This is a genomic window from Candidatus Sulfidibacterium hydrothermale (genome assembly GCF_020149915.1).
GTDB lineage: Bacteria > Bacteroidota > Bacteroidia > Bacteroidales > F082 > Sulfidibacterium > Sulfidibacterium hydrothermale.
In genome coordinates this window covers 1952594-1975981 of the sequence record NZ_CP083760.1, presented here as the reverse complement: position 1 = coordinate 1975981, position 23388 = coordinate 1952594, and the positions used below count along the sequence as shown (strand labels likewise).

Annotated in this window: 26 protein-coding genes; 3 read left to right on the top strand and 23 right to left on the bottom strand. The window is 31.6% G+C overall.

What is annotated here, in order from left to right:
• Window positions 1–13: 13 nt before the first annotated feature.
• Window positions 14–739 (bottom strand): hypothetical protein, encoded by a 726-nt coding sequence (locus LA303_RS07860; protein ID WP_240524740.1) that lies wholly within the window; start codon window positions 737–739, stop codon window positions 14–16.
• A 31-nt stretch (window positions 740–770) separates the two neighbouring features.
• Here LA303_RS07860 and LA303_RS07855 point away from each other — a divergent pair, with 31 nt between their 5' ends.
• Entirely contained in the window at window positions 771–998 is a 228-nt protein-coding gene (locus LA303_RS07855; protein ID WP_240524739.1) for a hypothetical protein, read from the top strand.
• Between the two features lie 1442 nt (window positions 999–2440).
• On the opposite strand, the gene LA303_RS07850 is transcribed toward LA303_RS07855, so the two are convergent.
• The 6 genes from LA303_RS07850 to LA303_RS07825 form a co-directional block, all read right to left on the bottom strand.
• Window positions 2441–2713, bottom strand: coding sequence for a hypothetical protein (locus LA303_RS07850; protein WP_240524738.1), 273 nt, complete (start codon window positions 2711–2713; stop codon window positions 2441–2443).
• Window positions 2714–2717: 4 nt separating this feature from the next.
• The gene (locus LA303_RS07845; protein ID WP_240524737.1) at window positions 2718–3221 is read right to left on the bottom strand and encodes a sigma-70 family RNA polymerase sigma factor; all 504 of its coding nucleotides are present in this window, start codon (window positions 3219–3221) and stop codon (window positions 2718–2720) included.
• Between the two features lie 230 nt (window positions 3222–3451).
• The gene (locus LA303_RS07840) at window positions 3452–4234 is read right to left on the bottom strand and encodes a hypothetical protein (RefSeq protein ID WP_240524736.1); all 783 of its coding nucleotides are present in this window, start codon (window positions 4232–4234) and stop codon (window positions 3452–3454) included.
• A 168-nt stretch (window positions 4235–4402) separates the two neighbouring features.
• Window positions 4403–5398, bottom strand: coding sequence for a hypothetical protein (locus LA303_RS07835; protein ID WP_240524735.1), 996 nt, complete (start codon window positions 5396–5398; stop codon window positions 4403–4405).
• Window positions 5399–6063: 665 nt separating this feature from the next.
• Window positions 6064–7296, bottom strand: a complete 1233-nt coding sequence (locus tag LA303_RS07830) for a hypothetical protein (RefSeq protein WP_240524734.1) — start codon at window positions 7294–7296, stop codon at window positions 6064–6066.
• A 164-nt stretch (window positions 7297–7460) separates the two neighbouring features.
• On the bottom strand, window positions 7461–7928 hold the full coding sequence (locus LA303_RS07825) for a hypothetical protein (protein ID WP_240524733.1): 468 nt from the start codon (window positions 7926–7928) through the stop codon (window positions 7461–7463).
• Window positions 7929–8105: 177 nt separating this feature from the next.
• Between LA303_RS07825 and LA303_RS07820 the strand changes: the two genes are divergently transcribed.
• Window positions 8106–8333 (top strand): hypothetical protein, encoded by a 228-nt coding sequence (locus tag LA303_RS07820; RefSeq protein WP_240524732.1) that lies wholly within the window; start codon window positions 8106–8108, stop codon window positions 8331–8333.
• A gap of 888 nt (window positions 8334–9221) precedes the next feature.
• Here LA303_RS07820 and LA303_RS07815 read toward each other — a convergent pair.
• The 10 genes from LA303_RS07815 to LA303_RS07770 form a co-directional block, all read right to left on the bottom strand.
• Complete coding sequence (locus LA303_RS07815; RefSeq protein WP_240524731.1) at window positions 9222–10193, bottom strand: DNA adenine methylase; 972 nt, start codon at window positions 10191–10193, stop codon at window positions 9222–9224.
• Window positions 10178–11536: a ParB N-terminal domain-containing protein gene (locus tag LA303_RS07810; RefSeq protein ID WP_240524730.1), complete on the bottom strand. Its 1359-nt coding sequence runs from the start codon at window positions 11534–11536 to the stop codon at window positions 10178–10180. Before LA303_RS07810 ends, LA303_RS07815 begins: the two co-directional genes overlap by 16 nt.
• A gap of 162 nt (window positions 11537–11698) precedes the next feature.
• On the bottom strand, window positions 11699–12286 hold the full coding sequence (locus LA303_RS07805) for a hypothetical protein (protein ID WP_240524729.1): 588 nt from the start codon (window positions 12284–12286) through the stop codon (window positions 11699–11701).
• Between the two features lie 207 nt (window positions 12287–12493).
• Window positions 12494–13129, bottom strand: a complete 636-nt coding sequence (locus LA303_RS07800; protein WP_240524728.1) for a hypothetical protein — start codon at window positions 13127–13129, stop codon at window positions 12494–12496.
• Window positions 13130–13142: 13 nt separating this feature from the next.
• The gene (locus LA303_RS07795; protein WP_240524727.1) at window positions 13143–13487 is read right to left on the bottom strand and encodes a DUF3024 domain-containing protein; all 345 of its coding nucleotides are present in this window, start codon (window positions 13485–13487) and stop codon (window positions 13143–13145) included.
• Between the two features lie 670 nt (window positions 13488–14157).
• On the bottom strand, window positions 14158–14796 hold the full coding sequence (locus LA303_RS07790; RefSeq protein WP_240524726.1) for a hypothetical protein: 639 nt from the start codon (window positions 14794–14796) through the stop codon (window positions 14158–14160).
• 3 nt (window positions 14797–14799) lie between these two features.
• Complete coding sequence (locus LA303_RS07785; RefSeq protein ID WP_240524725.1) at window positions 14800–15246, bottom strand: hypothetical protein; 447 nt, start codon at window positions 15244–15246, stop codon at window positions 14800–14802.
• A gap of 149 nt (window positions 15247–15395) precedes the next feature.
• Window positions 15396–16424 carry a reverse transcriptase domain-containing protein gene (locus tag LA303_RS07780; protein ID WP_240524724.1) on the bottom strand — a complete coding sequence of 343 codons (1029 nt, stop codon included), beginning with the start codon at window positions 16422–16424 and terminating at the stop codon, window positions 15396–15398.
• Window positions 16425–16610: 186 nt separating this feature from the next.
• A complete protein-coding gene (locus LA303_RS07775; protein WP_240524723.1) occupies window positions 16611–16925 on the bottom strand; it encodes a hypothetical protein in 315 nt (104 codons plus the stop codon).
• 4 nt (window positions 16926–16929) lie between these two features.
• Window positions 16930–17769, bottom strand: coding sequence for a phosphoribosyltransferase-like protein (locus LA303_RS07770; RefSeq protein WP_240524722.1), 840 nt, complete (start codon window positions 17767–17769; stop codon window positions 16930–16932).
• A gap of 42 nt (window positions 17770–17811) precedes the next feature.
• Between LA303_RS07770 and LA303_RS07765 the strand changes: the two genes are divergently transcribed.
• Window positions 17812–18039, top strand: coding sequence for a hypothetical protein (locus LA303_RS07765; RefSeq protein WP_240524721.1), 228 nt, complete (start codon window positions 17812–17814; stop codon window positions 18037–18039).
• A gap of 367 nt (window positions 18040–18406) precedes the next feature.
• Here the strand turns inward: LA303_RS07765 and LA303_RS07760 are convergent, their stop codons facing one another.
• From LA303_RS07760 to LA303_RS07735, 6 genes are all read right to left on the bottom strand, one after another.
• Entirely contained in the window at window positions 18407–19342 is a 936-nt protein-coding gene (locus tag LA303_RS07760; protein WP_240524720.1) for a hypothetical protein, read from the bottom strand.
• Between the two features lie 163 nt (window positions 19343–19505).
• On the bottom strand, window positions 19506–20450 hold the full coding sequence (locus LA303_RS07755) for a hypothetical protein (RefSeq protein WP_240524719.1): 945 nt from the start codon (window positions 20448–20450) through the stop codon (window positions 19506–19508).
• A gap of 173 nt (window positions 20451–20623) precedes the next feature.
• The gene (locus LA303_RS07750; protein WP_240524718.1) at window positions 20624–21682 is read right to left on the bottom strand and encodes a Fic family protein; all 1059 of its coding nucleotides are present in this window, start codon (window positions 21680–21682) and stop codon (window positions 20624–20626) included.
• A gap of 274 nt (window positions 21683–21956) precedes the next feature.
• Complete coding sequence (locus LA303_RS07745; protein WP_240524717.1) at window positions 21957–22280, bottom strand: type II toxin-antitoxin system PemK/MazF family toxin; 324 nt, start codon at window positions 22278–22280, stop codon at window positions 21957–21959.
• Entirely contained in the window at window positions 22271–22516 is a 246-nt protein-coding gene (locus LA303_RS07740) for an AbrB/MazE/SpoVT family DNA-binding domain-containing protein (RefSeq protein WP_240524716.1), read from the bottom strand. The genes LA303_RS07745 and LA303_RS07740 overlap by 10 nt, the downstream gene beginning before the upstream one ends.
• 223 nt (window positions 22517–22739) lie before the next feature.
• Window positions 22740–23372 (bottom strand): energy transducer TonB, encoded by a 633-nt coding sequence (locus tag LA303_RS07735; RefSeq protein ID WP_240524715.1) that lies wholly within the window; start codon window positions 23370–23372, stop codon window positions 22740–22742.
• Window positions 23373–23388: the final 16 nt, after the last annotated feature.

The window sequence follows — 23388 nt, the reverse complement described above, 5'->3', positions numbered from 1 at the left end:
GTTAGGTGGCGTATTATTTTAGTTTCACATTGTCTATCTTCCAATTCCCGTTTATTTTTTTCACAAAGATTATTTTTGATAATGGTTCTTTCTCGTTACTGGATTTTGTACAGTAAAATAAACCATGTGTCTTTGTCTTGTCCAAATAAATTCTTGATAATAAAAGTATTCCCGATAAATAATAATCACGTTTCTTTTTCCAGAAATTCTTTTCAATTTTAGGATGCCAACCTAATTCTGATACTTTTTCAAGTTTAAATATTCCGGTGTTTGTAATGTTTTTTAATTCTATTTCTTCATTGGTTATATGAGGATTAGCTAAATTTGTTAAAACTCCCAAGTATTCTTTAGAAATATTTTTCCCAGCTAATTCTTTTTCTATGTCTGTATATGCATAAAGTGTATCAGATAACCCAACAACAACATTTAAAGAGTCAAGTCGATTATAATTTTCACAATAATTTTGAAGATAGGAACGATATTTATAAAGACTTGCAATATATTTTTCAATCTCGCTTCGTTTTACATAGATATTCTTTTCATCTAATAAGTCTGGTGATAGAGTTTTTGGAAGTGGTGGCGGGAAATCAATGGGTTTTATGATTGATAAATGCATTTCTTTTGTCAATTGTGGAAATATCTGGTTGATAATTTTCACATCAATATTCTCTTGTTTGTTCTGACAACCAAACAAAAAGAGTATGGTTCCTATGTAAATAATGTTCTTTAAATAACTCATTTCATATATATGCCACCTAACGGGTGCGGCTATGGTGCGTGCCGCAATTGGTTTTCATAATTTTCTCTGTTTACAAATATTCTCAAATTTACAATTAATTTTCAAATTCAGCACAATTTGCGGCATGCACTATGAGCCGCTGTTAGCTGAACGTGTCCCAACGGCAGTACGGAAACCGGCAGAAGGCGGCGGAAGTATTTTTGCAACATCATTTCCCAGGTTTTCGTTTATGAATGAACATCTTCCCTATTTTGAATGAAAATTTTCCAAACAACGCATAAATTGATTTCAACCTGCAAAAATGATTACGCCGCCTTACTCCTGCCCTTGCGTGCGAAATCCCGAAACGAAGAATCCGGAAGAACTCGACCTTCCGTCACGCAAGCCATTTGCTGAATTGTCCTGCGGCCAGAGCAGCTTGCTGCAACGTAAACATCTTGTTTACAGATGTGTCTTATGAAAACTATTTTTCTAATAGCAAGCTGCGCAAGACAGCCTCAAAGAACGAATGATTACCCGCCGGTGGGCATGACTGCTAACGGGTGCGGCTATGGTGCGTGCCGCAATTGGTTTTCAAAATTTTCTCTGTTTACAAATATTCTCAAATTTACGATTTATTTTCAAATTCAGCACAATTTGCGGCATGCACTATGAGCCGCTGTTAGCTGAACGTGTCCCAACGGCAGTACGGAAACCTGCAGAAGGCGGCGGAAGTATTTTTGCAACATCGTTTCCCAGGTTTTCGTTTATGAATGAACATCTTCCCTATTTTGAATGAAAATTTTTCAAACAACGCATAAATTGATTTCAACCTGCAAAAATGATTACGCCGCCTTACTCCTGCCCTTGCGTGCGAAATCCCGAAACGAAGAATCCGGAAGAACTCGACCTTCCGTCACGCAAGCCATTTCCCCAAATTGTTCTGTGGCCAGAGCAGCTTGCTGCAACGTAAACATCTTGTTTACAGATGTGTCTTATGAAAACTAATTTTTCAAAAGCAAGCTGCGCAAGACAGCCTCAAAGAACGAATGATTGCCCGCCGGTGGGCATGACTGCTAACGGTTGAGGCTATGCGACGTGCCGCATTTTTGTTGATTTATTTTTCTGTTTACAATTATTTCCAAATTTACAATTAATTTCCAATTTAAGCACTTTTTGCGGCATGAAGCATAACCGTTGTTAGCAGCCTGTTTCCCGAAGGCAATACGGATAATGACCCTCAGGCGGCGGAAGCATTTTTGCTCCCCTTCCTCTTATCTTCCATTTGAATCAGCATTTTCCATTTTAACTTCTGCTTTTCCAATTAATGATTGTTTGTCTTTCCCTGCAAAAATGATGACGCCGACTTTTGCCTACCCTTGCGTGCGAATACCGGAAACCAAAATCCCTGTAAAAACAAACACTTCAGGAACGTTTTTCTTTCCCCCGGGCTAACCTGTGGCCTGTGCAGCCTGCTTTTACGGAAACATCTTGTTTACAGATGTGCCTTTTGAAAAACAATTGATCAACAGCAGGCTGCACCCAAAAGCCCTACAGTACGCTTTCTGTCCGCCAGAGGGAATGACTGCTAACGTGCAGGGCTATGCGACGTGCCGCATTTTATTGTTTATTTTTTCTATTTACCAATATGTTTTATTAACACGTAATCCGTTTATTTACAATTATTTGCGGTATGAAGCATAGGTGATGTTGCCAGTAGTTTTATTTCTTTTTATTCAGTTTAGATGTTACTTTCTTTAATAATGTAGAAATAAGGTTTAAATCTCTTTTAATTGATTCCTTTTCAAATTGAGTTACGGAAGTAGTTATAAAAGCTAAATCTTTATTGATTGAGTCTTTCTCAAATTGACTTATTTTACTTTTAAATTCTTCTATGAGTTTTGATACCTGAATATTGATTTTTTCGGATTGAGGTTGTTCATTCCAAGTATCTTTTATGTCTTTCCAAATGTCTTTTTGTTCATTATTCCACATAATATTATAGTTTATTTGTTATGCAATTCAATAAGGTTTTTTTAATTCTTTTCATTTTCACTGCAATATGATTCTCTGTCAATCCAGTAATTTCTGCAATTTCTTTATATTTCAACCCTTCTAAATAAAGAATGATGATTGATTTGTTGTTTTTGTTCAATGAAGAGATACAAGAAGTAAGTGCTTTGTACTTTTCTAGTTGCGTTTTTTCGAGAGGAATTTCAACGGGAACGAATTGAATAGATTCTAAGTGAACGGTTTTAAAATTCTTTTTGTCTAATTTTTGTTTTGACCGAAGACATATATTAAGTGTGATTTTATAAATCCAAGTGTCAATATTGGAATTACCTTTAAATGTTGATATGGATTTCCAAATAGCATAAATTACTTCTTGAAATAGGTCTTGAGGCTCTAAAGGTGAAACTGCATATATTTTACAAATTCTATATATTTTCCCTTTATTTTCTTCAACTATTTGTTCAAACGTCTTTGTCTTTGTTTTTTGCATCTTTTATTTTTAACTCACTACATATATTAGTGACAAGAGCTCTTAAAATATGACAGATATATTTGTTTATTTTCAGTTTTTCAAATTACTGGCAACGTGCAGGGCTATGCGATGTGCCGCAATTTGGTTTTCATAATTTTTCTGTTTGTAAACATTCTCAAATTTACGATTTATTTTCAGTTTAAGTACAATTTGCGGCATGAAGCATAGCCGATGTTGTGCTGCGTAATTCATTCATTTTTAAATTTAAGATCATCAACTCTGTCAACCTTATTTTCTTTGTATGCAATATATCGCAAAATTACTTCAAACAAATTCTTTTCATTAAAATAATTTTCCATTGAAGTATATTTAAATAATTGAAAATGTTGATAAATAAAGTAATAAGTTAAAAAATTATCGACATCTGTATCTTTTATCCCATCATATAAATTTCCATAATATTGAAATCTTAACGTATCATTTGTTTTTGTTATAATTTTCAAAGATATCCTAAATGGAATGCCATCAACAACAATCGTTGAAGCATCCAAAGATTTACTATATTCTGTATTAAATTCACTAATATCAATATCTATAGTGTCCTTTTTCGAAATGTATTTCATCAAATCATTAGAATCTACAGAGTACATTGGAAGTCCTTGATAATCTAGTCTTTTAGCCATAACAATTAAAGAATCTTTCTCCTGTTTGGATAAACCAACTTGTATTATATTTCGATTTTGATATTGCATAAAAACATTAATCGATCTCAATACCTTTTCTTTGTTTTTTGTTGTAAAAAGTTTCTTTGTATTCAACATTATTCCCAAAAAACGTTTCGTTTTTGAATACTTATGTTTTAGCCTGTTCGATTTAAACTTATAATACTCGGCTTCGCTATATGGTGAAGGTAAATATGCAAGAGAAATTCCCCATTCAAAAGATTTTATTTTGTGAGTAAAATCCTGTTCCTGTGAAAAACCAACTGTGATAATGAAAGTGGTTAATATTAAAGTAAGTGAAAGTCTCATCTATCAATTTTAATTCATTGTAATTTTATGCAGCACAACGTGTTGGCTATGCGACGTGCCGCTTTTTTATTGTTTAATTTTCGTGTTTACAAATATTTTAATCAATGTTTAATTGTCTCATTACCAATATGCTGCGGCATGACGTATAGGTGTTGTTGTGTGCCGTATTTAATTTTCTTCGATTATACTACCAATAATATTTTCTTTAATCTCAAACGTAAACCGTCTTGATTGTAATGTATTCATCGGTATCTGTTCATCATTTATTTTTGGGAAAAAATGAACCCTAATTGTTACAAATGATTTATGAAAATCCCATGATGATTTAATTTTCAGCTCTCTACCACAAAAGTCCGGATTAGGTGATTCAACATATTCTTTGAATTCTTCTTTTCCTTTTATTGAAAATACTGTTTGCCAATTAACTCTTTTTTCAAAAGTTACGTTATCTTCCAGATTTTTAAGAATTCCACTAATATCATTATTGTTACAAGACTTGATAAAATCTCTGATTAGTTTCCGTGGTAATTTTTGTTGTTTTCTTAATTCTTTCTTTTTGTTTTCTTCAAACTGTTTGAAGTCTTGATTTACTAAGTCTTGCATTTTGTAAAACCCAAGCTGAAATGCTTCGATTGGTGTATTGTATAGTCTATCTTTGAAAAACTCCGTTTCGCTATCTCTTTTATTTGTCTTGAATTCATTAAGAAGCAAAAAGCCTTCCTTTCCTGAATTTCTATCTGCTCCTTTGACAATGTTGATATAGTAATCTCTTTCATTGTTTTCAAATAAAACCTTAACTACAGGATTGAACCTTTCTACTTGTTTTTTTGATTTTCGTATCAAATATTTTGTTTCGTTCAAAGGATTTTCAATTGGTCTGCCCCAACCATCTGTCGACAATTCTGATTGGTATCTTGAAATTTGTAGCCTTATTTCTTTTCTTCCTTTTTCAAGGTCTGAGGTAAACTCGTAACCTGGGAAACTATCAAGAATTGCTTTATCTAATTCCCATTCTTCATAATCACTCGTAAAGGTAAGTTTTAAGTGACTTTCATATTCGAAAAGATATATCGGAAACTGAATTTTCGCGTCAATAATTTTCTCTTTAACGAGGTCAATGTCTGACTTTCGATTTATCAATATCGTGATTTCAGTTTTTATCATTTACAGTGGTTCTCTTATATGGCACACAACGGGTGCGGCTATGGTGCGTGCCGCAATTAGTTTTCATAATCTTCTCTGTTTACAAATATTCTCAAATTTACAATTAATTTTCAAATTCAGCACAATTTGCGGCATGCACTATGAGCCGCTGTTAGCTGAACGTGTCCCAACGGCAGTACGGAAACCAGCAGAAGGCGGCGGAAGTATTTTTGCAACATCATTTCCCAGGTTTTCGTTTATGAATGAACATCTTCCCTATTTTGAATGAAAATTTTTCAAACAACGCATAATTGATTTCAACCTGCAAAAATGATTACGCCGCCTTACTCCTGCCCTTGCGTGCGAAATCCCGAAACGAAGAATCCGGAAGAACTCGACCTTCCGTCACGTAAGCCATTTCCCCAAATTGTTCTGTGGCCTGAGCAGCTTGCTACAACGTAAACATCTTGTTTACAGATGTGTCTTATGAAAATTAATTTTTCAAAAGCAAGCTGCGCAAGACAGCCTCAAAGAACGAATGATTACCCGCCGGTGGGCATGACTGCTAACGGTTAGGCATATGAGGCGGTGGGCGTTTTAATGCTAAATCTTTCAGTTTACCATGCCGTTTATTTGTATTCATATTTTAATTTAACCACTTATTGCCCAATGACTTATATGCTGTGTTAGCACCCGTTTTTAATGTTTATTTTAATTTGTTTTTGCCTTCCCTTGTCATTAAATCGCATGACTGGTAATAAGTATTGATATTCTTTGTATTTCTTTTCTGACCGTAACAAATTTATTACTTGTATTAATCTGCTTTGAATAGTTTTCGTGGTGTATAAAAGATTTTGTTTGAAAATTGACTTTTGTCTTTCATAGGGCGAATAAGTTTTCCATTTATTCCAATCTATTTTTGAACTCGTAAATAGGGAAGCCTGTTCATGTAATATTTCAAAAAGAACTTTTGTTTCGATACTATTTACATCATGTTTTTGAATTTGACAATAGACTTGTTCAGGAAATGCATATGGCCAGTTTTTGTCTATATCATTAAATTGGTTGTATGAATATGGATTCGTTATTTTTAGGTTATGAATAACAATCTCTTCTAAAATTAATGTATCAAGTGGCACTATTTTGTTTTTGTTAAATGCATTTTTTAAAGCATTAACAAGGTTCGTGGTTCTTTCAGCATATTCCTTTTGTAATACTTGCTTTAAAGAAGCTGGAAAAACTATACCATATTTTTTTGCCATTTGAAATTTCTGATCAATATAATTAAAATATTCTTTGTTAACCGAATAATAATTCTTGTTCAGTATCTCCCTGTCCGCAGTTGTTGTTTCAAATAGGTAAAATGTTGTAATACAGAAAAACACTATTGAAAGTAGTACCCAATTCTTAGCTCTAAATATTAGTCGTATGGTATTCCATTGTGCAAAAAACACATAAATCGGAATCAAAATGAGCAACAGCCAAAATGTATGTAAAAAGTCAAGTTGATTGTCATACCCTTTTATAGTGTAGAGAGTAATTGGTAAAATTGACCCAAATCGGCTAACAATCATCAATGCAACAAATGTTATAAACCATGCATTGGAAATTGTAAAAATTTGCAAGTATCTTTTTTTAATAATCTTATTTCTACCTGTTAACCAAAAATTTATTGTAAATCCAAAACCAAGACTTGTTGAAAATGCTGCAAAAAATAAATCATACAGTCTAAATTCTTTTTCTGTGAGAATTAATGGGTCGCCCATAAATGTAATTGAACGTAATGATTCTCTTGAATAGTTGAAAAAGTAACTTAAAACGAATGAAGCTACTACACCCATTATTATTCCTGTCCAGAACTGCCTTTTACCAAGATTGTTAATTGATAATTCCGGTTTTAAAAATCCTTTCTTTAACACTGTGGTTTTTTTTAATGGGTGCTAACGGGCGCGGCTATGCTACGCGCCGCTGTTTTAATGCTTTCATTTTTCTGCTTGCCGGCATTTTCATTTACTGATTAATTGTTTTGTTCTCATGTTTTTGCGGTGTGTAGTATAGCTGATGTTGTGCACTGTATTTAAATTTATTTTATATCATGTTTAATGTCATTCTTTTTTGCAATCTCTCTAATTGTTTTTTTAATTTCTTTTATAGAAAGATAATCAAATTCAGATAATTTTAGATTTGTGGAAATATTATTTTTCGACGTGAAAACAAAAAAATTTGTTTTATAATTAATTGCTTTTATTTCTTTCCAATAAAGAATTTGCGTTTTCGAAAAAACATGTGTTTTTATCTGTATTTTTTCGTCATCTATAGAAATAAATGCCTTCCCAAATATTCTAGAACTTGAAATTCCATAACCTTCCATGATATTTAGAATTCCTTGTAGGCCAAAAAAGATTCCATAAATCCAATCAAAAGTATTTAGATTCCCGTTTTGTTTAATTCTTGCTATAAACCAAGTTATAGAAATAATAACAGCAACTATTCCTAAGACTATTTTGAATTTAGACTTCTCTATTTTCAGCAAATCTTTATAAAATTCCATAAATTAATAATTTTGAGTTATTATTTACATTCCAACTAATGTCAAAATTAATTCTTGATTATCAATTATTTATATCTTTTCAAATTTACATATTCCCTTCATTTTTCAACCTCCTTTTAGACGCTACCTAAGTATTCATCAAAATCTTCTTCGATATAGTGCACAACGGGTGCGGCTATGGTGCGTGCCGCAATTGGTTTTCATAATCTTCTCTGTTTACAAATATTCTCAAATTTACAATTAATTTTCAAATTCAGCACAATTTGCGGCATGCACTATGAGCCGCTGTTAGCTGAACGTGTCCCAACGGCAGTACGGAAACCTGCAGAAGGCGGCGGAAGTATTTTTGCAACATCGTTTCCCAGGTTTTCGTTTATGAATGAACATCTTCCCTATTTTGAATGAAAATTTTTCAAACAACGCATAAATTGATTTCAACCTGCAAAAATGATTACGCCGCCTTACTCCTGTCCTTGCGTGCGAAATCCCGAAACGAAGAATCCGGAAGAACTCGACCTTCCGTCACGCAAGCCATTTCCCCAAATTGTTCTGTGGCCTGAGCAGCTTGCTGCAACGTAAACCATCTTGTTTACAGATGTGTCTTATGAAAACTAATTTTTCAAAAGCAAGCTGCGCAAGACAGCCTCAAAGAACGAATGATTACCCGCCGGTGGGCATGACTGCTAACGGGTGCGGCTATGGTGCGTGCCGCAATTGGTTTTCATAATCTTTCTGTTTACAAATATTCTCAAATTTACAATTAATTTTCAAATTCAGCACAATTTGCGGCATGCACTATGAGCCGCTGTTGGCTGAACGTGTCCCAACGGCAGTACGGAAAGCTGCAGAAGGCGGTGGAAGTATTTTTGCAACATCATTTCCCAGATTTTCGTTTATGAATGAACATCTTCCCTATTTTGAATGAAAATTTTTCAAACAACGCATAAATTGATTTCAACCTGCAAAAATGATTACGCCGCCTTACTCCTGTCCTTGCGTGCGAAATCCCGAAACGAAGAATCCGGAAGAACTCGACCTTCCGTCACGCAAGCCATTTCCCCAAATTGTTCTGTGGCCTGAGCAGCTTGCTGCAACGTAAACATCTTGTTTACAGATGTGTCTTATGAAAACTAATTTTTCTAATAGCAAGCTGCGCAAGACAGCCTCAAAGAACGAATGATTGCCCGCCGGTGGGCATGACTGCCAACGGGTATGTATATGAGGCGTTGGGCGTTTTAATGCTAAATCTTTCAGTTTACCATACTGTTCATTAATGTTTATATCGCCTATTAACTACTTGCTGCCCAATGACTTATATGCTGTGTTGGGCACAGTATTTCTACTTTCAATCCAATTACTAGAAAGTCCTTTTTCTTCAATTCTCCTAATTTCATTTTTATCTGTTGGGTTAAGTAATTCTGGAACAATTAAATTGTCTGAGAAAATCAAAATTTCTGTGCCTTTTTTAGCAATCCCCGCATGATAATTTAATTCATATGTTCTTTGTAAAAACGGCTTGTAAAATTCACGTATATTTACATTATTATCATAAGAAACCAACCAATATTTATTTGTTAATTTTTTTATCAACTTTGAGATTTGCAAATGATCAGCATGTTCATAAAAATTAATGTAGAGATCTTTCCCTTTTTTATAATAAGGGGGATCAAAATAAAAAAGAGTTTTTGAAGGAAGCGTTTTTGATAGCTGTATTGTAAGTTCTAATGCATCTTTATTATAGAGTTTTATTCGATTTTTATAACGGCTTATTCTTCTTATTCTTTTAATTAATTCTTCTTTATTAAATCTTGCATCAAGTTTCCATTTGCCATTCTGGGATTTTCCACCAATTACCCCCGCTTTTAATATTCCAGACCGGTTAGTTCTATTCAAAAAGAAAGTAGAGAAACCTATTTCAAGTTGGTTATAATTTTTTGGATTTTTCTGGATTTCTTTTTGAATCAACCAGTTCTTTATATCAATTGAAGTCTTGGATATCTTGTCACAAAGATTTTCAGTATCAAATAGAACTGAATGCCAAAAACAGTAAATCCGATAATCAAAGTCATTAATATGTATTGTCCTTACATATTCATTAAAAAGTAACGACAGCGCCACAGAAGCACCGCCTGCATATGGCTCAACATAGTGTCCATCAATTAGTAAATTATATTCAATCAAAAGTTGGATATAATGGGAAAGCTTCCCTTTCCCCCCAGGATATCTTAGGGGCGAATAAAAATTGTTTGTTAAATTAATTCCCATAGTTTTATAAAAAAAACTTCTAAGTTATCCCAATTTTTCTTTAATGATTCCGGGTCTGGATTAAAATCTTTATTATGCACAAAAGCGTTAAGTGTATCTATTGAAAACATACTGTCCTTCATAGTTGAAGCTGTGTACGCACCTTTAAGTTTATATTTATCAAGAACACCTTTATTTTCAAAGTCAGTGGCAACAGATTTTAGTTTGTGGCTCAATTTACTATTCTTGGTAACGCCTAAAATAGGAAACTTTTCGATATAACTATCCAATGAAAGTTCAATAAATACCCTAAAAGTTATTGCAGCCGAATTTTCGAAGTCTTTAACATCAAGATCTTTCAATTCATGATAGATTTTATTAACTCGAGGTTGGCTTATAGGGATTATCGTACTTTTTGGGATTATTGTATGACGCTTTGAAATTAATGATTTACTCTTTTTTCTCTTTTTTTCATCATTTTTTTTCAGGTCTGCTTTTTTAGGTGGTGTAGTACTTATTAATTCCCAATTACCTGCTAGCTCTTTCGATTTATCCGGCAAATCCGTTTTTTTAAAAGTCTCTAAATAATTCAGTCTATCATCTTTATAGTAGATATCTTTTACTGTAAAATCTTTTCGTAATAAATCATTAACAACTTTGCAAAGAGGTTTGACTATTTCAGATGGTTCATATCGAGTAATAACTTTTCCGTCCTTGATATCTATTCCTGCCATTCGTCTAAAATCAGGATCTGTTGCAAGTCGTTGTAAAGAGGATGATTTTACCTTTTTAAGATTATTCTTTAATTCACTATCAACACTCTCTTGCTTTTCTAAAAAGTCTAAAATTTGTAAAGCATAGCTTGAATTTCCTTTAACTCTTTCATCAAAACGTGCTTTCTGCTGTGCATCCCAACCAACTGTACCAATACCATCGTTTTGTCCAGTATGTTTTAATTCAACCCAATGCTCTGCCTCTTTTTCAGAGTCAAACAATATGCATGGAATTTTATCAATCGGGGCTTTTGAGTATTGTTCTGATAACTTCTTAAATTTATTCAAAAAAAATTTTTGTTTTTCAGAAATCAATTCAGGATTTTCAAGTAATTTTAAAACAGTTACCCTACGATTTCCTTCTATAACATTATATTCACCTTCTTGCTTCTCGTGTTTTGTTATAAAAATTGGATCTCCTGGGTTTAAACCTTGGTTTAAAATATCTTCTGCTAGTTTTATTAACTTCTCCTTTTGATCCTCAATCATTGTTTTAATTGCATCTCTTTGATTTCCTACCATTTCAAATCTTGGATTTTCAATGTTTATATTCAATAGAGAAATATCAATTAATTTTCTGTAATGGCTCATAATGCTTGTTTTTTATATTGTGCCCAACGTGCAGGGCTATGCTGCGTGGTGCATTTTTATTGTTTGATTTTTCAATTTACAAACATGTTTAATCAAAGCTAATCCATTTATTTACAGTTATTTGCGCCATGCAGTATAGCTGATGTTGTAGCCAGTTTTTCTTTATTTTTCTTTTCTTCTAATTAATTCTTCTTCCGCCATTTTTTGAACTTCAATCGTTAATGTCGTATTTCCATTGACTATATTTTTTAATTCATTATCCGTTTTGCTTTTTAAAATTTTATTCCAATCATATTTTCCTTTGTACAGATTCTTAAAGTTTAAAGTTTTAACAAAAACTTGTCGGTGAAGATATAGCCGAATAATGATATGAAATATTCCTAAGACTAAGACAGATAATGGTACAAATCCATACGTCGCAATATTTAATGAAAAAAATAGCATAGGTAATATACTGGCCATAAGAGCTGTAAACAGTGAAATGACTCCGTAAGTATAATCTACAGAATAAACAATATCATTGTTTATTGAAAAATACAATTCGGCTTTCCTACAAAATCCAGCCCATAAAGTCATAATACTATTTTGAAAAAGTTCGGGAAATGATCCTTTGATAATGAGTTTGTCACTTTCTCTTTCAACCTTACGGTAATGAGTTCCACTAATATTCGTCAAAAACAAATCAATAATATCTTCCTTTCTCTTGTTCTGAACTTTTTTCCTATATGTTTTAGTAAACAGTGTTTTCAATTTATATTTCTTACAATATTCTACTCTTTCTCAAATGTTTATTAAAATACTCATACCAAATTGGCTACAACGGGTGTGGCTATGGTGCGTGCCGCATTTGGTTTTCATAATCTTTCTGTTTACAAATATTCTCAAATTTACGATTTATTTTCAATTTTAGTACAATTTGCGGCATGCACTATGAGCCGCTGTTGTGTGCTGGCATTATTAATTATTTTCAATAAGTCTTTTTTCAATCTTAAAAATTAATCTAAAGACAAATTTGAAATAAGGTCTTGAATTTTCATTAGCAAAATTCTCCATTTGTAACTCTTGCATAAAAGGGATTACTTTATAATCCATTCTAACTTCTTTTATATCTGTTGGATTACTTAATGATGCTTGAAAACCTATTGAATTATCTGGCAAATCAGCCAAAATTTCAGAACTGTCAGCATGAGCAAACCCATTTCTCATTAAAACTCTTATATGATTGAATAGTATTTGTTTTTCTTCTTCGGTTATTAGTTTATTTTTTTTACATAATTCTATTGAATTTCCAAGTTTTAATTGTCCATATTTTTTATTTGGTTCGCTAAATATTTCAGTCCATTTTTCTACCGGTTTTGATCCAATACCAACTTCTTGATAAATCAACGCTAATTTAAGCAGGCGTTCAATTAAATTATTAGTTAGTGTTATCGCTGCACGATTAAATTCAAGTAGCAAACATTTATTAATTTCAAAGAGAATCGTATTTAATTCACTAAACACCTTCAATTTAAAATCAAAATTTTTTGATAATTCTGGAAAATTTTTGTTCAGGTTTTCAATAAAACTATTTTTAAAAATCTCTTTATCCATTTCTTTATTAGACTTAACCAAAAAAACAACCGTGTTTATCTTCCCTAATTACTCCAATGATTTTATCTATGCAAGTTGATTTCGAGAAAGGTTTGTAAAGTTCCCATTTCCCACTTGCTCGCATCCAATATAAATTCCATAATTGTTTTGACTTATAAAATCTAATTTTTACAAAGGGAATATTTTGTGTTTCCGCCGGATTGTTCCACAAAGGTCTGATCTCATAAATTTCAACAATCTTTCCGTCATAAGAATATCCAAAATCAAGTTGAGTACGAATCTCTTGATTTTCAGATCTTAGAGGTTCCACGTACTGTTTTATTTTTGATTCGTTAATATCGATTGTTGCTTTTGTCATTCACTCACGTTTTTTTTGCTTGCACACAACGGTTGAGGCTATGCGACGTGCCGCATTTTTGTTGATTTATTTTTCTGTTTACAATTATTTCCAAATTTACAATTAATTTCCAATTTAAGCACTTTTTGCGGCATGAAGCATAACCGTTGTTAGCAGCCTGTTTCCCGAAGGCAATACGGATAATGACCCTCAGGCGGCGGAAGCATTTTTGCTCCCCTTCCTCTTATCTTCCATTTGAATCAGCATTTTCCATTTTAACTTCTGCTTTTCCAATTAATGATTGTTTGTCTTTCCCTGCAAAAATGATGACGCCGACTTTTGCCTACCCTTGCGTGCGAATACCGGAAACCAAAATCCCTGTAAAAACAAACACTTCAGGAACGTTTTTCTTTCCCCCGGGCTAACCTGTGGCCTGTGCAGCCTGCTTTTACGGAAACATCTTGTTTACAGATGTGCCTTTTGAAAAACAATTGATCAACAGCAGGCTGCACCCAAAAGCCCTACAGTACGCTTTCTGTCCGCCAGAGGGAATGACTGCTAACGTGCAGGGCTATGCTGCGTGGCGCAATTTTATTGTTTAATTTTCGTATTTACCAATATGTTCTATCAAGGTTTAATCGCTTTATTTACAACTATTTGCGCCATGAAGTATAGGTGATGTTAGCACACGTTATTCTATTTTATCAAAATAATTTTCAATCTCATTCTTTATACTTTTAATGTTTTCAATTGTCTTGTTTATTATACCTCTTTTGTCATACTTATTTAATTCATCTTTCAGTTGTTTCAGATCTTGATTATCTCCCATAAATTCAACTTCTCCATTTTGCCAAGTATGATGCATAGCACTTAAATTTTTTTCACTTTCTATGTATTTTCTCATATCATGCAAATCCTTAACAATTAAAGAAAATTCTTTTTTAATAGAATGAGGCAAAATATACTTTTTTTTCGAAAAAATTGTATAAACATTACCATAACTATTTAACCATCTTTTAGAGATTGATGTGATTATTTCTGGTGAGGATGAATTTATTTTATTTTTAATTGTAAACGTCTGACTTAAAAAATCCGTTAACAATTCATATGCTTCACTTAATGCTTCAATTTGAAGCTGATTATATTTTGAATATTTAATTTCAGATTTTTTTAATTCATTTTTAAACTTTTCTATTTTTTTACTTACCCACATTGATTGAATAATCTGAATTATGGCAATAACTATTGTAAAGCCAATCAATATTAATAGATTATATTCTTTAAAATCTGAAAAATATTTTTCTAATGCTTGTTTTATTAATTCATCCATAATTTATTTATTAAACACTACATAAACATAGAAAATCCCATTATATGTTGTTAGACGACTCGCTTTTGTTATTGATTTATTTAGAACTTTTTTTGGATGAGATTTTTTAAATTTCTTTATTAATTCAACTTCATAATTTATTGCCACTTCTTTACTTGTCGTTTTATATACTCTTGTTACATAATCAAAACCTTTTCTATAATCTATTCCGTCCATTCTGGCTTCCGTGTCTCCTGTAACACCAATTTTAATTTCAGATGCAACGTTTAATATTTCAATTATTCTTTTTGTAACCTTGATTTTCGTGCTTAGATTTGTTATACGTCCAGTTATTGCTGTTTTACCAACTAATTTTGGCGGTTCGCCTTTCCAAAAAGTTTTCCAAAATTCTTTCCAATTAGAACGATTTTTTACTGGATGTAATTCTATTGGTTTTCTTTTTGCTTTCATTTTTTATGTGTGCTAACGTGCAGGGCTATGCGATGTGCCGCATTTTATTGTTTGTTTATTCTATTTACCAATATGCTTAATCAGAGCTTAATCACCTTATTTACAATCATTTGCGGCATGAAGTATAGCTGATGTTGGTGGCTGGGCTATTATTCAATTTTATTTTTTAATTCAATCAAAAAATTTTTATATCTTTTGAATTCAATATCATTCGGATTTAACTGGAGAACAAAATTAACTTTACCCAACAAATGTTCTAAATAATTTGATTGTTTAATATTCCTAAATTTCATATGATTGTGCAGACCATATTTTTTGATATAATAAATATCTTTCCTTAAATTATTTCTTTTATGAAAAACAACTTGTGTTTTTTTATTTACAACAATACCAGTTACTGTTTGTCTCATATTCGGGGTCATAAGTCTTGTTTTGTTTTTGTTAATAGTAAGATTTAACTCACTTATAACATTACTCACAAATTCCATAAGAGAATTCTCATCAAAATCTCCAGAAAAACTTAAATCATCTGCATATCTAGTATATCTTATTTTATTATCTATACAATATCTTGAGATTATATCATCTACTGGTTTAAAAAAAATATTAGATAAATATGGGCTTGTCGGAGCTCCTTGAGGCAATGAATTATCACGAGTACAGAGTTTAGCCATAAGGTTAGATAATATCTTTGAATACCCAACATTTAGAAATATACTCTCAATTGAATCAGTTTTAATAGAGGGGAAAAAGTTCTCTAAATCTAATGTAAAAACTTTTGGTTGGTTTACATGAAATCTTAGGTTTTCAATGATACTAGTATTTTTTTTATAAGCTTTAGCAAATGGACTAATAGGAATATTTGATAAAATATTTTCAAGAATCCAAGTTTGGATTTCTTTTAAACTAGGGAGAGGTTCCGAAATTTTTCTAAACTTTCCGTTTTTCTTTTTAATTTGAAAATCTCTATAAAAATATGGTGTATAAACAACAGCTCTTTTTAAATATCTTTTGTTATATCCTACAAGAACAGACAAATGAGAAGTATTGTAAATGACAGGAACCTTGTTTGCAAATAATATTTCTGCATACGTAAGACAGCGCCGAATATTTGTTTCTGAATACCCTGAATTGGATGCTTCTTTTTCGAAAATTACTTTATATTGTTCAAAGTTCATGTCTTAAATCGTTAATTGAGTGGGGAGAAGACTCCCCACTCAAGTTAGTGAATACGGGTTTAAAAGGGCTGGAGCCTCAGCGGCAGCCCTTTTAAACCCGAAGGCTTGAAAGCCCATTCCATTACAGAATAGTGACTCACTATTCCGGTGTTAGCACAGCCAACACAAAACTTTTAAGAAAAGAACTTAAAAAGTTAATTCGTTTTGCCTTGGTAAAAATATAACATTTTTATCAAGTTTAGGAATTTTATTTTTTAAATCCTTTTCAATCCACTCTTCTTTATTTATTCTTTTAAAAGAGTCTTTTACTTTATCATAAAATAATTCACCTTTTTCGGAGAGAGTAATAACATCATTATCATATGTCACAAATCCATTTGATATTACTTCTTTTGTGAGTTCTACAATCTTTGTATAAGATAAACCTTCTCTAACTAAACGTTTTATATCTGTGTTTTTCTTAATAGCGTTGAGTAATAAATATATTTCTTTTTCTTTCATTTTTCTAATATCTTTGAAATGGTGCTTCAATTTCTTCTCCTTTATTAATTAATCCTTTCCAAAATACAGGAAAAGTATTATTTGGCGTTTTCATTAGTGATATTAATGCTTCTGATTTTTCATATCCAAATCTATATTTAGAAACTTTCGGTATTTTATTTTCAATCTTTTGCATTATTTCTATTTTCTTCTCTAATTCTGGCGAAATATAAGTATCGGATATTCCTTTTTTTAAAATCATTGAATTATAAATCGTAATGCCTTTTTCTTCAAATAGTTGCTTGGCTTGTTTTTGTATAGCAATTGCTAATACTCCGTAATTATTCCTAATACTTCCATTTTCATTAATTTTTGAAAGGGTTTTAGTTAATGTTTTTCCTGACCCAATGTAATCATCAACAAGAATAAAGTAATCACTTTTACCCATTTGGAAATTATCAGATTTGATATCTTTAAATTCTGAAAAAAGTTTTAATCTAACATTCTTGAATCCACTAATTGAGGGTTTAATACTTTCAATCATTTTCATTACAACATGTCCGCTCTTTAATTTATCTTCATCTGTAGGTTTTATAATTGGAAAAAGAATTAATTGATTTTTATTTTTAAGAGATTCTTTTAAAACTTGCTTTAAAAGCATCCTTAAATTATTATGATAATCGTTATAAGACATCCACTGAAACATATGTGTAAGTTCTATTATTAAGTTTATTTCTTCTTCTTTAAGGACATCTATTAAACTACCGAAACGATCTAATTTTTCATCATAACCATTTATTTGAGTCCATCGTTTTTGCTCAAAAATTGATTCAAACTTTAAAAGTTTTTCTAGTTTGTTATTCATATTACTCTTTTTTTATTTGCCTTGCCACCAACGGGTGCGGCTATGGTGCGTGCCGCAATTGGTTTTCATAATCTTCTCTGTTTACAAATATTCTCAAATTTACAATTAATTTTCAAATTCAGTACAATTTGCGGCATGCACTATGAGCCGCTGTTGGCTGAACGTGTCCCAACGGCAGTACGGAAACCTGCAGAAGGCGGCGGAAGTATTTTTGCAACATCATTTCCCAGATTTTCGTTTATGAATGAGCCTCTTCCCTATTTTGAATGAGAATCTTTCAAACAACGCATAAATTAATTTCAACCTGCAAAAATGATTACGCCGCCTTACTCCTGCCCTCGCGTGCGAAATCCCGAAACGAAGAATCCGGAAGAACTCGACCTTCCGTCACGCAAGCCATTTCCCCAAATTGTTCTGTGGCCTGAGCAGCTTGCTGCAACGTAAACATCTTGTTTACAGATGTGTCTTATGAAAACTGATTTTTCAAAAGCAAGCTGCGCAAGACAGCCTCAAAGAACGAATGATTACCCGCCGGTGGGCATGACTGCCAACGGTTGAGGCTATGCGACGTGCCGCATTTTTGTTGATTTATTTTTCTGTTTACAATTATTTCCAAATTTACAATTAATTTCCAATTTTAGCACTTTTTGCGGCATGAAGTATAACCGTTGTTAGGCGCAGGGTTATCTTCTTCAATCTTTACTATTATTCTTATGTTGTCACTGCTTTTATACAAAGTTATTCTGTTGTCTTCAATCTGATACGAATATAACCCTAATATTCTTTTTGATAATGAATCAATGTTCTTGTCAGAGATATTGTTAAGAATTAAATACATAACTCGTATTCTCTTAAATGGTTCAAGTCGAATATAAATCTCAACATCTTCTTTCTCAACTCCAATATTATTGTCATTTATTTGATTATTCACTAATTTGACTACATAAGAATTATTTGCTTGATATAAAACAGAATCTCCTTTTACAATTTTTAAAACTATATAATTATTATTTTTCAATAGAAAAGTCCGATTCATTTCTGTAAGGCTTATTTTCCATGTAAAAGAAATAGCAATTACAATTAAAGTTACCACCGCTAGAAGGCTGACTTTTTTTTGTTTTTTGAATCGTTTAAGAAAGTCTTCTAACAGTGTAGTTTGTTTTATTTTTTCAATAGAAAATATTGCCATTAATTTATATGTTTTAAACACAAAAACAAAATCACTTGAAATATAATAATGGCAATCTTTTAAATATAATCGTAGCTTTTGTTTGCCCAATTTAATGTTAATATAATCTTGAGTAATTAATTGATCGTAGTCTGGTGTTGGGTCAAGTCGATTTTTTAAACGGGAAAATTTATATTTAAAAATTAATTTGTAAGAAATATATGTAAAAACTGTTAGATATATTATAAAAACAATTATTCTTAAATCATATAAAAAATCGATTAAGAGAACTAATATTGTTGAAAATAAGGCTGATAAGAGTAAATTCCTAACAGTTAAAACTTTGTTCAGTTGTTTTGTAGCTTCATACAGCAATCGCACTTGTTTCTGATTTATTGTTGTCATTTTGTTTTTTCGATTCACCTTACGCCTAACGGTGTGGCTATGCGATGTGCCGCTTTTTTATTGTTTAATTTTCGTATTTACAATTTTCTTCATTTAACGCTTAATCTATTTATTTGCAATAAATTGCGGCATAACGCATAGGTGTTGTTGGCCGCTGGGCGTTTTATTCATAATAGTTAATTTTTCTTGTTTCAATATATACAGGTTTAAATGTTTTGCCTTTCAAAAAGTTTTCTTTCAAATAGGCTTTTTTGATAACCCAATTGCCCGTTTTATCAAATTTATAATCAAACTTCATTTCCCTGTTAAGCTTGCCATTTTCATAGTATCTTGCTAGTGTTTGATTATGATTATTGTTAAAATAAATTTCATTTTGTATTTGTCCATTTTCGTATTCGCTACTCTCTTTGAGTTTATTCTTGTTGTCGTATTTATAAACCCATTTCATTTCTCCGAAAAGCTGAGATTTACTTCTTTCTTCAATTAAGTTTCCTTTTTTGTCGTACTTAAATGTAATCAAATATTCATCTTTTCCTGATTTGTAATTTTGTACTTTCTTTTCCCAAATGATTTTCCCGTTTTTGTTGTACCTATATTCAAAAAGATTCACCGTAGTATCTCCATTTTGAATGTCAGTCCCTTTTACTAAATCTTTGTGTGTGTTATATGCAAATTTGGCACTACTTGATAAAGTATCGTTGTATGCAATATTTGTAAAAATCAGGTTCCCGGCAGTATCATACCGATTTGTTTGAATCATTCTTGAATACGGTTGATAAAATTCAGTTGTTGATTTTATAATTAGTCCTTTGTCGTTGTATTCGTTTTTGGTTTTCTGTTTTAAGTTCTTAAAATTGTCATAGTATTCCTGAAACAAAATCATACCATATTTGGTATATTCTTTCTTGAATGTAATTCTTGGCGTTTCTGTTTCTCCATTTCCGGGATTAATCACATTTGCTTTGTATTGAACAAGAGTTTTGACCTTTCCAATTAACTTATCAGGTTTCCAATCATTTTTATTGGAACTATATGTCAATTTTTTCTGCGGATTATTACAGGCTATTAAAAAGACAAAACCAATTATTATTGGGAATAATTTTTTCATATTTATTTTTCTGTTTTTTCTGCCTTACGGCCAACGGTTAGGCATATGAGGCGTTGGGCGTTTTAATGCTCAAATCTTTCAGTTTACCATGCTGTTTATCAATGTTTGTATGTTTATTTAACTACTTACCGCCCAATGACTTATATGCTTTGTTAGCCAAAGTGTATTTTGTTCTATTTCTTTGTTAGTAAATCCATTAACCGTTCGTTGATATAATAATTCCCTGTCCCTAATTTTTCTTTTCTTAATAATCCGTCTTTTGCTAATTCGTTTAAATATTTTGCTGCTGTTATTCTTGAAACGCCTAAATCTCGCTCTATAAATTCTATTTTTGTATAAGGGTGTTTAAATAAATTGTTCAACAAATCCTGACTGTAAAATTTATAATTATCGCGAAGAATGTTTTTATATTCAAATATTAAGTCTCGTATTTTTCCAATTAGTTCAATAGTTTCTTTTGATATTTGTTCTACTGCGTCTAACATAAATAACAACCAGTTTTCCCAATCGTCTGTTTCTCTTATTTCTTGCAATAATTTATAATAATTTCCCTTGTTTAAAATAATATATCGACTCAAATACAAGATGGGTAAATTCAATAAATCTTTCATTACCAAATAGATAACATTTATTATTCTACCTGTTCTTCCGTTCCCGTCATAAAATGGATGAATACTTTCAAACTGATAATGAATGATTGCCATTTTCACCAATGGGTCAAAATCAGACATTGTATCATCATTGATAAATTGTTCCAGATTTGTCATTAAGTCCACTATTTCATCATATTCCTGTGGCGGCGTATAAACAGTTTCTCCTGTCGTTGCGTTTTTTAATGCTGTCCCGGGAAGTTTTCTGAAACCTGCTCTGTTTTTTTCTAATACAGATTGTATTTCAATTATGTCGTTGTTTGTTAATATCTTTTTTTTCGATATTAAAGCAAAACCTTTTTTAAGTGCTGAAATATAATTTTGAACTTCTTTGGCATTCAGTGATTTAAAGCCTTCAAGATTTAAGTCTGCTTTATAAATATCATCGTGTGTTGTAATAATATTTTCTATTGCTGAACTATCTTTTGCTTCTTGCAATCCCAATGTATTAATCAATATATTCTCATTTGGAATGGTAGATACAACTCCTTTTAATTCTGCCAATGCACGATGAGCAGATGCAAGTTTTTTTAGAACTCTTTTTGTTTCAATATCTTTTTCTATGGGTAATTTCTTTAACATTTCTCGTTCCTTTTGTAAAGTTTCTTCTATTTTCTTTACAAAGTTAACTATTTTGATAAAAAAATCAAATTTTCTTTACATATGCGATGAGTAATGATATATTTCCCGCATTTTCTTTACATTTTGGCTAACGGCCCGGTATAAGCGACGTGCGGGGTCACTTTTATTGCCGGTTGCGATTTATATTTACTGTTTTCGTCTCTTATATTCTGCTCTCTTCAAATTTAGTACTTTTTCCCGCATGAAGCTTATGCTGTGTTAGCCATAGTTTTAATCAATCAACATAGGTTTCTTTCAGTACTGATTTAACATCTTTTATTTCTCGTTTGGAAAGTTGGCCTAAAGTCTTTATGATTCGTTTCTTGTCAATTGTACGGATTTGGTCTATTACAACCCACCCTGTTTTATTGTCGTGTTTTACTTCTATTCTCGTAGGATATTTCCTTGATTTTGTTGTCATGGGCGCAACAACTATTGTCCGAAGATATTTATTCATTTCATCGGGCGAAATAATAACACAGGGACGGGTCTTCTTTATTTCACTTCCTATTGTCGGGTCAAGATTCACTAAAACTATTTCGTATTGTGTTAATTCCATTCTTCCAAATTTTCATCTTCAAAAACATCATTAAACAATAGTTGGTCATCGCCTTTTTCATTCATTTCTTTGAAGGCTTTTTCCCAGCCTTTTCTTGGTTGCGAAATGGGTTTCAACACAATGTATCCTTTTTCAAGAATAAGTTCAACTTTGTCCTTGATATTATATTTTTCAATAAGGGTTTTGCTCAAACGAAATCCTTTTGAATTCCCGATTTGTATGATTGGCAGTTCCATGTCTTAATGTTTTTAATTGTAATTACAAAGTTAATACTTTTTGTCGGATTTCAAAACCTTTTTCTTAATTTTTTCCCTAAATTATGGCTAACGGTTAGGCATATGAGGCGTTGGGCGTTTTAATGCTAAATATTTCAGTTTACCATGCCGCTTATTTGTATCCATATCTTTTGTTTAACGAGTTATCGCCCAATGACTTATATGCTTTGTTAGCAGGCGTATTTCATTTTTTGTTAATATTTATTGGCATTATATAGTTCACTTTGATTGGATTTCCATATAAATATCTTGGTTCCCAATCTGGCATTTGTCTTACAATCTCAATGATTTTTTTGTCAATACTTTCATTAATCCCTCTCATTATTTTAGGATTTTTCACTTTGCCTGTTGAGTCAATTTCGAATTGGACATATACTCGATTTTGAGTTCTTATTGTATCTATTTTCATGGAATCATTAATTGTCCTGTTGAAAAGGTATTTAAATAAAGCTGTTCTCCCTCCTGGGAAACTGGGATATTTAAGCCAGTTCTTAGTTTTATCTAGACTGTCAGTTATTACTCTCGCTTTTTGTAAAAAATTCTTTCCATATTTAGTTTCTAACAAATCAATCATTACTGAATCATAACATTTATAATAATTTATTGAATCACTAAAATACCAGTCCACATCATAATATTTTTTTAAAACAAAAAGGTATGTATTCTCAATAGGCAAAAATTCTTCAGAATGAAAAGCAAAGTTTGATTTCTTAAAATCTTTTTTTGCTTGCTCAATTCCCTTTTCACAAACAGTCTGTGCATTTACTGCATATATTGTGAAAATCACGACTAATATTGTAAGAATTCCTTTATTCATTTTTTTATGCCTGCTA